The sequence below is a fragment of the Candidatus Planktophila sp. genome, assembly GCF_046070465.1.
In the GTDB taxonomy this organism is placed as follows: domain Bacteria; phylum Actinomycetota; class Actinomycetes; order Nanopelagicales; family Nanopelagicaceae; genus Planktophila.
On the sequence record NZ_JBJTMK010000128.1, the window covers coordinates 1 to 12,754 of the forward strand.

11 protein-coding genes are annotated in these 12,754 nt (G+C 49.2%); all 11 read right to left on the reverse strand.

What is annotated here, in order from left to right; all coding sequences use genetic code 11:
- Positions 1-61: 61 nt before the first annotated feature.
- The 11 genes from mtrB to fdxA all read right to left on the reverse strand — a co-directional run bounded on the left by mtrB (position 62) and on the right by fdxA (position 12,687).
- Complete coding sequence (mtrB, locus tag ACKOVI_RS05880) at positions 62-1,630, reverse strand: MtrAB system histidine kinase MtrB (protein ID WP_509603164.1); 1,569 nt, start codon at positions 1,628-1,630, stop codon at positions 62-64.
- A 1-nt stretch (position 1,631) separates the two neighbouring features.
- Complete coding sequence (gene mtrA, locus ACKOVI_RS05885) at positions 1,632-2,312, reverse strand: MtrAB system response regulator MtrA (protein WP_509603165.1); 681 nt, start codon at positions 2,310-2,312, stop codon at positions 1,632-1,634.
- The gene (gene ahcY / locus ACKOVI_RS05890) at positions 2,313-3,590 is read right to left on the reverse strand and encodes an adenosylhomocysteinase (protein ID WP_509603166.1); all 1,278 of its coding nucleotides are present in this window, start codon (positions 3,588-3,590) and stop codon (positions 2,313-2,315) included.
- Between the two features lie 147 nt (positions 3,591-3,737).
- Positions 3,738-5,090, reverse strand: coding sequence for a phosphomannomutase/phosphoglucomutase (locus ACKOVI_RS05895; protein WP_509603167.1), 1,353 nt, complete (start codon positions 5,088-5,090; stop codon positions 3,738-3,740).
- A 24-nt stretch (positions 5,091-5,114) separates the two neighbouring features.
- The gene (locus tag ACKOVI_RS05900) at positions 5,115-5,477 is read right to left on the reverse strand and encodes a DUF3499 domain-containing protein (protein ID WP_509603168.1); all 363 of its coding nucleotides are present in this window, start codon (positions 5,475-5,477) and stop codon (positions 5,115-5,117) included.
- 32 nt (positions 5,478-5,509) lie between these two features.
- A complete protein-coding gene (locus ACKOVI_RS05905; RefSeq protein ID WP_509603169.1) occupies positions 5,510-6,808 on the reverse strand; it encodes a DUF5719 family protein in 1,299 nt (432 codons plus the stop codon).
- A complete protein-coding gene (locus ACKOVI_RS05910) occupies positions 6,808-9,843 on the reverse strand; it encodes a glycosyltransferase family 2 protein (protein WP_509603170.1) in 3,036 nt (1,011 codons plus the stop codon). The genes ACKOVI_RS05905 and ACKOVI_RS05910 overlap by 1 nt, the downstream gene beginning before the upstream one ends.
- A 43-nt stretch (positions 9,844-9,886) precedes the next feature.
- The gene (locus ACKOVI_RS05915; RefSeq protein ID WP_509603174.1) at positions 9,887-10,105 is read right to left on the reverse strand and encodes a WhiB family transcriptional regulator; all 219 of its coding nucleotides are present in this window, start codon (positions 10,103-10,105) and stop codon (positions 9,887-9,889) included.
- Positions 10,106-10,344: 239 nt separating this feature from the next.
- Complete coding sequence (locus tag ACKOVI_RS05920) at positions 10,345-11,313, reverse strand: nucleotidyltransferase family protein (RefSeq protein ID WP_509603171.1); 969 nt, start codon at positions 11,311-11,313, stop codon at positions 10,345-10,347.
- A gap of 2 nt (positions 11,314-11,315) precedes the next feature.
- Entirely contained in the window at positions 11,316-12,386 is a 1,071-nt protein-coding gene (gene dapC, locus ACKOVI_RS05925) for a succinyldiaminopimelate transaminase (RefSeq protein WP_509603172.1), read from the reverse strand.
- Positions 12,367-12,687: a ferredoxin gene (gene fdxA / locus ACKOVI_RS05930; RefSeq protein WP_509603173.1), complete on the reverse strand. Its 321-nt coding sequence runs from the start codon at positions 12,685-12,687 to the stop codon at positions 12,367-12,369. The genes dapC and fdxA overlap by 20 nt, the downstream gene beginning before the upstream one ends.
- Between the last annotated feature and the right edge of the window lie 67 nt (positions 12,688-12,754).

Genomic DNA, 12,754 nt, shown 5'->3' on the forward strand with positions numbered 1-12,754 from the left:
AGAATCTCTTGCAAGCTTTCGAAAAACTCCATGGCTTATCTTGGCCAAAAGTTGTTGTTATTTACTGATAGAAAACTTCTTCGTGGAAATCTTCCGGGGTCGGTTTAATGGGACGACTATGAATTAAATCCCCGGCGTTACGCGGCAGAGTCAGCACAAAGTGCGCACCCTTTCCTGGGCGACCCCATGCATCGAGTTCGCCATTGTGAAGCCGCGCATCTTCCAAGGCGATAGAAAGCCCCAGTCCTGTTCCACCACGGACACGTGCACGTGAAGGGTCCGCGCGCCAGAATCGGTCGAAGACGCGAATCAGAGATGATTCATCGAGACCAGTGCCGAAGTCACGTACTCCGACAGCGACCTCGGTCTCTGTTGTCTTGATTTGAATCTCAATCGGGGTGCCATCGCAATGATCTAGTGCATTAGATAAAAGATTGCGCATAATCCGCTCTACACGGCGCATATCTGCCTTGACCGCAACAGTCGAGCTATCTGACTTGGTAGATACTCCTGAAGTCTTCTCATCGCTATCGATACCGAGATCATGGACGCAACGTTTAATAAGGGCGATGAGATCAAATTCGACTGGTTCGAGAACAGCCACTTCGGCATCAAATCGGCTCACTTCGAGCAGATCTTCAAGTAAGCGCTCGAACCTATCGAGTTGAGCAACCAAAAGCTCTGCACTTCGCGCAACAGGTGGATCAAAGGTGGTGCGGTGGTTATAGATAACTTCTGACGCCATGCGAAGAGTGGTCAGAGGTGTCCGCAATTCGTGGGAGACGTCAGAGACAAATCGCTGCTGCACGCGAGATAAGTTCTCCAGCCGAGAAATCTGCTGTTCAATTGACTCTGCCATTTCATTAAATGAGTGCGCTAACGTCGCGAGCTCGTCGTTCGATGTAATAGGAACTCGGAGATCAAAATCTCCTTGTGTAAATTGCTGAGCGACTGCCGCTGCTTCCCGCACCGGTCGGACAACTTGGCGGACCACAAGCCATGTAATCAGGGCGATGAGGAAGATAAGAGCAAATCCTGTAACTAAAAGTGAGTTTTGAATCAATTTCATGGTTGATGCTTGATTGGCTAGTGAGAAGACCACATACATTTCATATCGACCAGCACCTGGAATATCAATTCGATTTCCTACAAAGAGTGAATCAGCTCCTTCTCCAGAGAAATACTTTAATTTTCCATATTCATATTGCAGGTTCGAGTCCTTCAGAATCTTTGTTCTTACATTCGATGGAATTGACTCGGACATCGCTCCGTTAGAGGCCATCTCGTAATTCACTTTGGAAGTCTTTGTCGTAGGCGTCTTGACGATAATGACTTCGCGTCGCTGTTCTTTAATTCCCTGAGTTGTGGCATCAACGACAATCTCAGCGAGAATCTTCTTACGTTCATCAACGTTCTTACCTTGAGAAATCAAGAGCTGGTACTGCGCATTGAAGAATGCCAAACGTGCTTCGGCGATCGAGGAATTGAGATTTACTGAGCGAATACCATCAGAAAGTCGAGAGTAGAGAGCAGAACCTGTAAGCCAAACGACACCGAGTGAGAGAAGAATCGTGGAGGTAACGACTTTGGCGCCAAGAGACCGCTGAAAGGCAAGACGAAGTCTTGTCATTCTATGACGTGCCGCCTGCCTTATATCCAACACCGCGAACAGTCATCACGATCTCTGGATGCTCAGGATCATGCTCAATTTTTGAACGGAGGCGCTGAACGTGAACATTAACGAGGCGGGTATCGGTTGAGTGACGGTAACCCCAGACCTCGCTGAGAAGTGCGTCGCGGGTAAATACTCGACCTGGATCTTTGGCAAGTGCCACGAGAAGATCAAACTCAAGCCGCGTCAAGGTAATAGTCTTCGGTCCGCGGTGAACTTCATGAGCTGTCACATCAATAGTGAGATCGCCGATCGAGAGGATCCCTGTGACATCTGCATTGGTGCGGCGTAGGCGTGTACGAATTCGTGCAATGAGCTCTGCCTCATCACGGAAAGGCTTCTGCATATAATCATCAGCGCCAGCTTCGAGTCCTCGAACGATGTCGAGAGTTTCGCCCTTGGCGCTCAGCATCACGATCGGCACAACTGATTCTTTGCGAATCAGCGTGCAGACCTCGATGCCATCTATTCCTGGAAGCATCACATCGAGGAGTACGAGGTCTGGAGGATTATTTCTAAATGCCTCAAGCGCTTCGTCTCCACGATTGACGAGATCTACATCAAAGCCTGAACTTGTAAGAACAATTCCAAGCATCTCTGCAAGATCTAAATCGTCATCGACGACCAGGATTCGAGCCATTTATGAACCGTGCTCCCATGAGTTGAGGTACAACTCTTGTGCAGGTGTAAGTGTGTCGATATTGCCGCCCATTGACTTGAGCTTGAGTGATGCAACTTCCTTATCGATATATGAAGGAACTTCGTGAACTCCAGCTGGAAGGTTCTTGGCTTCTTTTACAAGGTATTCAGCTGTGAGGGCCTGATCAGAGAATGACATATCCATGACTGATGCTGGGTGGCCTTCTGCTGCACCAAGGTTCACAAGACGACCTTCTGCAATGAGGAGTAGACGGCGTCCATCGGCAAGTACATATTCATCTGTCTGGTGACGCATCTTTGAATTCTTTGTCTTTGCATTCTGTTCTAGCCATGCCACATCGATTTCGATATCGAAGTGACCTGAGTTAGCCATAATTGCGCCATCCTTCATCACTGCGAAGTGCTCATCGCGAAGTACATCGCGGTTGCCTGTCACAGTGATGAAGACATCGCCAACCTTTGCGGCTTCTGTCATTGGCATGACCCGGTAACCCTGCATCATTGCATCGAGAGCCTTAGTTGGATCGATTTCAGTGACGATGACATCCGCACCCATGCCCTTTGCACGCTCTGCAACTCCCTTGCCGCAGTAACCGAAACCTGCGACAACAAGAACTCGACCTGCCAGCAAGAAGTTTGTTGCGCGAAAGACTGCATCGAGAGTCGACTGACCTGTTCCGAAACGGTTGTCGAACATGTGCTTTGTATCTGTGTCATTGACCGCAATCATCGGGAATGTCAATGCGCCATCTTTAGCCATCTGATTGAGGCGGATAACACCGGTTGTTGTCTCTTCGCATCCGCCAGAAATATTAGGAAGAAGCTCGCGACGTGTTGTGTGAAGCGTATTGACGAGGTCACAACCATCGTCGAAGACCTGGTGAGGTTCGATATCAAGTGATGCGTTGATGTGTGCATAGTAACCATCGCGATCCACTGCATTGCGCGCAAAGACTGAAATTCCATACTCGTGCACTAGCGCAGCCGCTGTGTCATCTTGTGTAGAAAGTGGGTTTGATGCACAGAGAGCGATCTCTGCTCCGCCCGCCTTGAGGACGCGCATCAAGTTTGCTGTCTCAGTTGTGACGTGCATACATGCTGAGATACGAACGCCAGTAAATGGCTGTGTCTTCTCAAAGCGTTCGCGAATCTGTGCAAGAACAGGCATATTGCGCTCCGCCCATTCGATGCGCTTGCGACCGGCAGCGGCAAGTGATGCATCTGCAATATCGTGCTTAGGAACGGTAGTTACTGACATTTATATCTCCCTCAATAGGCTCTTAAAAAGGCCCCAACTATTAGTGGGCTCTTCTATTTTCGCTTGACCTTCGGCGTAGGGCTCTACTGTGCTGATCGGCTATGGGAATAGATTACTAGCCCAAGGCTGGAAAGGCAGAATTAAGGCTTAGGCGCGAATTGTGTTGAGAACAGCATCACGAATGGATGCCATCTCTTGTGAAGTCGTAGCCTCAACGTTGAGTCGAAGGAGAGGTTCAGTATTGGAGGCGCGTAAGTTGAACCACCATGTATCGCCGGTGACAGTTAATCCATCTAGGTAATCGAGTTCTACGCCCTCGATTGCTCTGTATTGATCTTCAATTTTCTTTGTAGAAGCAACTGCGTCGCCAACCTTCGAATTAATCTCACCGCTAGAGAAGTAGCGATTAAATGGTGCTAGCAACTGAGATAGCGGAACTTCATCTTCGCCGAGAGCTGCAATTGCGTGGAGTGCAGCCAACATTCCTGAATCTGCTCGCCAGAAGTCACGGAAGTAGAAGTGGCCAGAGTGCTCGCCTCCAAATACCGCTCCAGTCTCTGCCATGAGCTTCTTAATATATGAGTGACCTACTCGTGAGCGAACTGCGGTGCCACCATTTTCTTCGACAACTTCACGAACTGCTTTCGATGAAATGAGGTTATAGATGATTGTTGAGGCTGGATGCTTTGCAAGTTCACGAGTGGCAATCAAAGCGGTGAGCGCGGATGGGTTAACCAGATCGCCCTTCTCATCCACCAAGAAGCAGCGATCTGCATCGCCATCAAATGCAAGACCGATATCTGCCTTTCTCTTCTTGACCTCTGCCTGCAGATCTTTGAGGTTCTCCGGCTCGATGGGATTAGCCTCGTGATGAGGGAAAGTTCCATCGAGTTCGTAGTACATCTCAGTCACGTTTGCGTTGAGGCGAGAGAAAACAGCTGGCGCTGTATGTCCTGCCATGCCATTGCCAGCATCAATGACAATTGTGAGAGGCCTGATGTGAGAGAGATCAACAAGTTGAAGAAGGTGAGAGACATACTCTTCGAGCATCTCTTGACGACGTTCAACACCTACTTGAGAAAGTGCAAGAGGTGAACCTTCGTTGACAAATTTCTCAATGGTAAGAAGCCCAGATTCTTTTCCGATCGGACGCGCACCGCTGAGACACATCTTGATTCCGTTATATGCAGCCGGGTTATGGCTAGCTGTAAACATTGCTCCAGGAAGATTGAGCTTGCCTGCCGCAAAGTAGAGCATGTCTGTTGAAGCAAGACCGATACGGATTACGTCGAGGCCTTGAGAGGTAACACCTGCACTAAAGGCATCTGCAAGAGTGGGAGATGAAGGACGCATATCTTCGCCAATAACAACTGTTCCTGGTTCACGTTCTGCTTTGAGAAAACGAGCAAAAGCTGCACCCACTGCAAAGGTAAATTCAGATGTAATTTCACTATCGACGAGTCCGCGAATGTCATAGGCCTTAAAAATTGATGCGCTCATGCGCTAATAGTAAGAGGTGAAATACTAAGAAGGAACCGCACGAAGGTGGCCGCGTCGACCAACTTGTGCACCAGATGCAATCCCAGTCTCGGGAGTCTGATCTTGATGAGCTCGCGCAACTTCACGTACCGCATCTGCGATCGCCATCAAATCATCTTCGCTTGGTCCAACGCCTTGAGAATTGAGAGCTTCACGTTCGATGCTCCAACCGTTAGGAACAGTTAATCGAGCAGCGTGACGTTCGCAGAGATCGTAGGCATGCGGCTCGGAGAAGGTTGCTATGGGTCCAAGCACTGCACGTGAGTCGGCATAGATATAGGTAAGAGTCATCGTCGCGGCAGCCCTACAGCTAACACGAGAGCAGGGGCGCCCTGTTACTGAACTCATAGATGAAAGATTAGTGGGCGAGGCAATGAAAGTTATGGAATCAACACTCTGATATTTGAACGAGGTATTGAGGAACGGGTCAGAACACTTCCGGTCACCAATGGGGCGTAACCAAATCCGCTCTTTGAGGCGATGAGAGCTGCGCCATAAGTTTGTGCAGATCGCTGTGTGATAGTAAATGAGCGTGTACGTTCAGAGATTTGATAGGTAGCGATGTCACTGCCTCGCACCGTGATTATCTGCTTCTTTCCTGAAACTGAAGTGAGCTCGAGATCGACAGCGATTTCACCTCCAGTAAATACCAGCATTGGAGCGAGACCGGTTGCAGCAAATGTTCCATTCTCTAGCTCTGGAACACCAGTGCTCCACAAGAAATCGGTCTTTCCTTGTGATTGAGTCTTTGTGAAGACTGAAGCCACAAATGGGCGCTCTGCTGTGAGATGGAGCGCAAACTTTCCTGACTGCATAATGACATCGAGCGGGAGGTCGACAACTTTTCCTGCCGGAATCATCTTTCCATCAATACCAGCTGGGGAGAAAGTTCCATCAGTTGATTTAATTTCGACACCGATTTGAGCTCCGACCTCTCCGGGAATCAGAATGCGCAAAGTATGAGGCAGTGATGTCTTCTTTCCAGTCTGCTGTGGGACGGCAGGAATTACGAGAGACTTTGTTGCATTTTCGACTGAGTTAACTGTGTCTCCACCGAGAGCTTGTAGGCCACGTCCTCGCTCATCTGTCACAAAGGCGTTTACCCGACCGGTTTGTGGAACGACATGAATCGCTATTGATCGAGAACCGGGTGCCAACGACGCCAACTGAGTTGTGATGAATGAATTGGCTTTTACTGCAAATACTTGCTCTGCCTGAACTCCATTTTCAGTAAAGACGGTAACGCCAACAAGAGCTTTGCCTAAACCGCTATTCACAATTGTGAGTGAGCCTTTAGAAGTCACATCCGCAGTGGCTCCAACAAACCACTGAGATGTCACAGGTGCAAGGCAAGTGACTCCTCCTGCCCATACTCCAGTGCGGACCTGCCACATCAGAGGAGTAATCGATTGTCCATCAATTACGGTCGCCTGCGGGCCTCCGGCTAATCGACGAGTACGAGACTCCTTGAAGGCCATCGTTGATACGCCAGTTTTGCGAATCAGCAATTGAGGTGAAGAAAGAGAGATTACTGAACTCTGTCCGCTTAGATTTGGCGGACAGACAACAGCTGGATAGCTCTCTGAAAATCGATTGTTCTTTGTAGTAAAGCTCACCACGTTGCTAAAGAGAATCACTGCTAGGAAAGCTGCCAAGAGCTGAATGAGGCGATTTTTCATTAGGCCACCTCGCGATCTTCGAGTTCACGGCGCTTACGGCCCGCAGGAAGCGCCATCACGATCGCCGTCACAAGTGCAATGAGAAAGATTGAAAGCCATGCACGGCGACTTGTTCCGTCATGCAAGAAAACAACTTCGCCGCCCTCATAGACTTTAAATTGAGGAAGCCCAAACTCGCTTTCGCTGCGATCAAGTCGAACTCCCGCAGCAAGTGCTTGCCAGCCTTGGCTGTAATTTTCCGTCAGAGTGAGCGTTCCTGGTCCTGGCACTACGACTGACCCCAATGCGATGTCGAGGACAGAGCTCTTCCCCGAGAAGTCGGTGAAGATTGCTCGGCCGGTGGGTTGCGCAACTTTCCAAACAGTTCCTGCCGGGGTTGCTGAAGCGCGGTTAAAACCTCCGAGGCCATCGATAGTTTGAATAAGTTCTTGATGTGCAGGATTCTTCACAAATACATACTTGATACCGAATGATGCAAAAGTCTTTGAGCTGCCTACCCCTGTGTTGTCGATAAGACCTTCAACGGCATGGGTGATAAGCGGTGCATTCTCGATTGCAACATCAGGCTGACCAAGTGTTACCTCTCCCCCACGGGCAATGTAATAAGCAAGTGCACTGCGATCACCTTCTTCGATAGTTCGAATCACCAGAGTCTTTGCATCTGCTTCAATAGCGAGGAAGGCAGGAAGTACTGGTTCTGCTTTTCTTTGAACGGGCGATGCAGCACCTGCAGAGAAGACCCACAGAGATGACGTCACGCTATACGTTGCGCTGATCAAGATCACAAGCCCTACTGCTATATGTTGATAATTAAAGTGCGATTTTTCAAGGCGAGAACGAACGTCGTCAAACATAATGACAGTCGCACTGACTGAGAGCGCTGTAGCAATAGCAAGGAAGGCTCCAGCAAATACGTATTCACGACTCGACGAACCATTACCAGTGACTTGAAGTGAGGCGGCGAGAGCACCGAAGAGTAAAAATCCGATTCCATACGTGGAGTATTCGCGCGCCTTTGTGGTCGAGAAATATGTAACCACAAGCAGGATAGAGATAGGACTAATCGACCACCAAGGAAGCGAACCCGCTCCGCCAGGATTTGCTAGCAGTGCAAGGTTTCCACCGCCTCCTGGCTGCATGATTCCAATCTCTAAAAGTATTCGGGATGGGTGAACGATGTACGTAAGAGATGTTGGCAGGGCGAGAATCAATGGAGTGAAAAGGACAATTGAACGGCGACCTAAGCGAGTGAGAAAGAGTGGATCGCGAAAACTCTTATCTGCAGCTATGTAATCGCGTGCAATGTAATACAGCGAAACCAGAACTAGAATGAGAATCAGAGAAGGGTTGAGAGCCTGAAGCACCCAAATGAAGAGTGAAATCGCAAAGAGATTTCGAATGGAACGATTTTCTATTGCGCTCCATTCGCCCAAGTGGGCGAGAAAGACAGGAAGAAGAATGACAAGCGCAACGACTCCGAGGTGGCCACCATTGACCGATGAAATAGCCACTGGAGAGAGGGCGTAGAGAAGTGATGTTGCCGCAATCAAGACTGGGCTAGAGGATAGGTTTTGCAGGAATCTCTGTGCACTCCATAACGCCAAAAATGGCGCAACAATAAAGAAGATTGAGATAAATGCGGGAACGTTTCCCAATGTGAGAAGTGAACCAATTCCAACTAGAAGCACCCAGGCAGGGGCTGCAATATTTGAGCCCATTCCGACTTCATGCCAGCTCTGCACAAAGAATTGCCAGATATCCGACACACCTGAAGGAGATGTGGCTAATGCGCCTCCCGAGATAGAACCCCACCGATGCCGAGTCCAACCAAAGGTAATGACTAGTAAGAAAGTAGAAGCGATCACTAGCGGCTTAACAAAAATTGTCTTCCAAATGTTGTTGTTGAGTGGTTGAAGAATTTCTTCATCTTCATTGATATCAAGTTCACTGAGTACTGGTACCTGGTCGCTCTTATCATCGGGAAAGATTTTTCCGCGGATATTTTCAATGATTCGGCTAAAGCCGCTTCTGACTTGCGTCCATCGCGATGGAATAAATCGTCCAACAATTCCTGAAGAAACTAATCGCTGCTGCTTACGAATTTTTCTTGCTGCAAGAAGTTCCCCCGGATGAATCAACAGCGATGCGATTGCAAGAATTTCATCGCTGGAATACCCAGGAAGTTTTGCAAAGAGATAGGCAATTGAACGAATAGCGGCACCGCTCATGAGCTGTAGCGCCAGGAGTGGCAACTTCCACCAAGATGAGTTTGCAAGGAGTACATAGGCAGCGTTACGACGATCTAGGAGAAGTGGGCGATGCAGAGGTGCACCTTCAATATCAATCGCACGTCGTTCAGATGAGGCAGCTTGGGCGTGGAATCCAATTGCTGATGTGACCACAAGCACCGAGTGGCCAGATGTATGTACGCGCCAACCAAAATCAACATCGTCGCGGAAGAGTTCTAAGTTCGGATCAAAACCACCTAGCTCTACAAAGACATCGCGACGGATAAGCGCTCCCGCGGTACTGACGGAGAGGACTTCGTGATTCCCATCATGTTGACCTTGATCGTATTCATGCGGCTCAAGCCCGGTCCAACGAGAACCGTTTGTGGCGATACTGATTCCAACTTCTAATAAGTGAGTGCGATCATGCCATCCCAGTAACTTAGGACCGGCCATGACTATGTTGGGGCGATCGGCAACGGCAGCAGTGAGTTGTTCTAACGCATGTGGATCGAGAGCGCAGTCATCGTGGAGAATCCAAAGCCACTCTTCTACCCCTTCAATCGGAGCAGGGAGTTGAGAGACGCCGTACTGAACAGCCTGACCAAATGATGTTGTGCGATCGAGAGTAACGGTTGGAATGCGAGCGCCTTTGAGCAGCTTTGCCGATGCATCTTGGGAACCAGTATCGATAGCGAGAATTTGATCGGCGCTACGAGTCTGGGAAGTAATCGAGGCGACAACCTCGGGTAGCCATGTCGCACCATCGTGCACGACAAGAAGTGCTGTGATGCGTGAGGTGGTCATGGAATTACTCTAACTTTTGCAAGAGCAAAAAGTGAAAGAGACCTTAGGCGCGACGCTTAAGGCGACGACGTTCACGCTCTGAGAGTCCACCCCAGATACCGAATCGCTCATCGTGAGCGAGCGCGTATTCGAGGCATTCCTGGCGGACATCGCATGATTGGCAGACACGCTTTGCTTCGCGTGTAGAGCCGCCCTTTTCAGGGAAGAAAGCTTCTGGGTCGGTCTGAGCGCACAATGAGCGCTCCTGCCATGAGAGCTCCATATTCTCGCCATTTGCGAGTTGGATGGTTGGTCCAGCAGTGGGGGCTGATGGCTTGCCAGTTGAGAAACCTTCTGGGCGGATCGGCATACGTCGAATCTCCTTGCAGACCTTAGGGCGCAATTCGGTGTGAATTGCTGCGCTCTAGGACTGAATTACACCCATGTAATCCCTATAAGTCAACCCCGAGTTTCCCTATTAAATGGTCACAATGGGGTAAAAAATTGAAGATTTTCAGCTTTTTACAGATTAATGGGTTCAGAAATCGCACTGGACAAGTAGTGGCGCGATTTGTGAAAACCTGATGTGAGAAGTGTCTTATGAAAAATAAAGCACTGTGAGATTTCAACACCGTCCTCTATGACTACATCGTCACCAATGATGCAATCATCGATGCGGACATTCGCCCCCACCTTTACGTTCTTGCCCAATGAACTTTTGCCGGTGATCATTGCAGTGGAGTCAATCTCGCACCCTGGCATCGCATGAAAATCACCATCGATGAGATCACGTGAACCTTTAAAGAGCGCTGCTGGTGTACCTACATCAAGCCAATATGCCTGCTCTTTATAACCAAAGACTGGGCGGCCTGCTGCGACAAGATCTGGAAATGTTGCTCGCTCAATGCTGACGACTTCACCTAAAGGAATTCGATGAATGACGGATGGATGGAAAATATAACAACCTGCATTGATGGAGTTAGTAATTGGGTTATCCATCTTCTCCAAAAACGCTGTGACGCGGTTTTCTGAATCTGTCGGAACGCATCCAAAAGCGCGAGCGTCTTCAACTTCAATGAGGTGAAGCGTCGCATCAGCAGACTTGCTCTGGTGAAACTTAATTTGATCTGCAATTGAGTGGCGACTGAGGACATCACCATTAAATACAACAATTGGCTCATCACCCAGGCCATCAATATCCAAAAGTTCCGCAGCGTTGCGGATTGCACCGCCTGTTCCCAATGGTTCTTTCTCTACTGCATAGAGAATCTTCATTCCCCACTTGGATCCATCACCAAAGTAAGGAGTAAAAACTTCTGATAGGTATGAAGTAGCAAGAACAAGTGTGTGAATTCCTGCTTTCTGCGCTGCCAGAATTTGGTGCTCTGTTACCGGAAGACCTGCAACTGGCAACATCGGCTTGGGTGACTCGGAAGTCAGCGGCTTCAGACGTGTACCAAAGCCACCAACGAGAAGGATTCCGACTGCCATAGCTATGACTTTACCGCAGCGAGAATGCGTGAGGCGGCTTGCGAAATCTGCTGATCTGTTGCTGTCATCGCAATCCGGATATGCGTTGAATCGCCATAGAAAATCCCTGGTGTTGCAAGCACGCCCAACTTTGCAAGCCATGCTACGGAATCCCAGCAATCTTCATTGCGCGTTGCCCAGAGATAGAGACCGGCATTGGAGAATTCAATGGAGAAACCTGCCGCCTCGAGCGCAGGAATCAGTGTGGCCTTACGAGAGTTATAGAGATTGCGCTGTTGAGCAACATGATCAGAATCCGAGAGGGCGGCAATCATCGCTTTCTGCACGGGAAGCGGAACCATCATGCCTGCGTGTTTACGTACCTCAAGAATTTCAGCGATCAGTTGTGGATCGCCGATAACAAATGCTGCGCGATACCCAGCAAGATTCGAGCGCTTTGAGAGTGAGTGCACGGCGAGAATATTGCGATTATCCCCACCGGTGTATTGCAAAATCGATGTCGGTGTTACATCTCTACCAAATTCTAGATAGCACTCATCGGAGACCAGGACTCCCCCTGAATTGCGAGACCACTCTATAGCTGCTTCGTATTCGGATTGTGAGTGAACACGACCTGTTGGATTAGATGGAGAATTCACCCATGCAAGATCTGCTTGCGGCCATTGCGATGCATCAATTTCAACGGCGGTATGTGAGGCCTTTGCCAACATTGCACCGACTAAATATGTTGGGTAAGCGACCGCCGGATAGAGAACCGTTGATGATGTGAGAAAGGTCGGAAGCCAGGCAACGAATTCTTTGGAACCGATAAGTGGTAAGACACCGAACTCACCGGTTGCCCCCAGATTATCTTTTGCCCATTGGGTAATTGCTGCACGTAGCTCGGGCGTTCCGGTGGTTACTGGATAACTCGGAGAGTTTGAAGATTCTTTCAATGCCTGCTGAATAAATTCTGGCGTGGGGTCAACAGGTGTTCCTACAGAGAGATCAATAATCCCTTCCGAGTGTTCTTTCGCAGTTGCGCTGTAAGGTGCCAGCGCATCCCACGGAAAATCAGGAAGTTTGTGGCCCAAGAGCGCTTACATCAGCGTGATCAGTACCCGTCTGACCTACCTTTGATGCTCCGCCAGGTGAACCTAGCTCGACGAAGAATTCTGTATTGATCTTCTTGTAGTCCTGCCACTGTCCTGGGACATCATCTTCATAGTAGATAGCTTCTACTGGGCAGACCGGCTCGCAAGCACCGCAATCGACGCACTCATCTGGCTGGATGTAGAGCATGCGTGAACCTTCATAGATGCAATCCACTGGGCACTCTTCGCGACATGACTTATCTTTCACATCGACACAAGGCTGAGCAATCACATAGGTCACGGTGGGCCTCCTTTGAAGGATAGAGCAGGCGGTAATTCTAACCATGGAGTACCGGTTATTGCTGAAT

Excerpts from the sequence above, each read along its gene's own strand:
- mtrB (WP_509603164.1), bottom strand. The coding sequence starts at position 1,630 with ATGACAAGACTTCGTCTTGCCTTTCAGCGGTCTCTTGGCGCCAAAGTC.
- mtrA (WP_509603165.1), bottom strand. The coding sequence starts at position 2,312 with ATGGCTCGAATCCTGGTCGTCGATGACGATTTAGATCTTGCAGAGATG.
- ahcY (WP_509603166.1), bottom strand. The coding sequence starts at position 3,590 with ATGTCAGTAACTACCGTTCCTAAGCACGATATTGCAGATGCATCACTT.
- ACKOVI_RS05895 (WP_509603167.1), bottom strand. The coding sequence starts at position 5,090 with ATGAGCGCATCAATTTTTAAGGCCTATGACATTCGCGGACTCGTCGAT.
- ACKOVI_RS05900 (WP_509603168.1), bottom strand. The coding sequence starts at position 5,477 with ATGAGTTCAGTAACAGGGCGCCCCTGCTCTCGTGTTAGCTGTAGGGCT.
- ACKOVI_RS05905 (WP_509603169.1), bottom strand. The coding sequence starts at position 6,808 with ATGAAAAATCGCCTCATTCAGCTCTTGGCAGCTTTCCTAGCAGTGATT.
- ACKOVI_RS05910 (WP_509603170.1), bottom strand. The coding sequence starts at position 9,843 with ATGACCACCTCACGCATCACAGCACTTCTTGTCGTGCACGATGGTGCG.
- ACKOVI_RS05915 (WP_509603174.1), bottom strand. The coding sequence starts at position 10,105 with ATGGAGCTCTCATGGCAGGAGCGCTCATTGTGCGCTCAGACCGACCCA.
- ACKOVI_RS05920 (WP_509603171.1), bottom strand. The coding sequence starts at position 11,313 with ATGGCAGTCGGAATCCTTCTCGTTGGTGGCTTTGGTACACGTCTGAAG.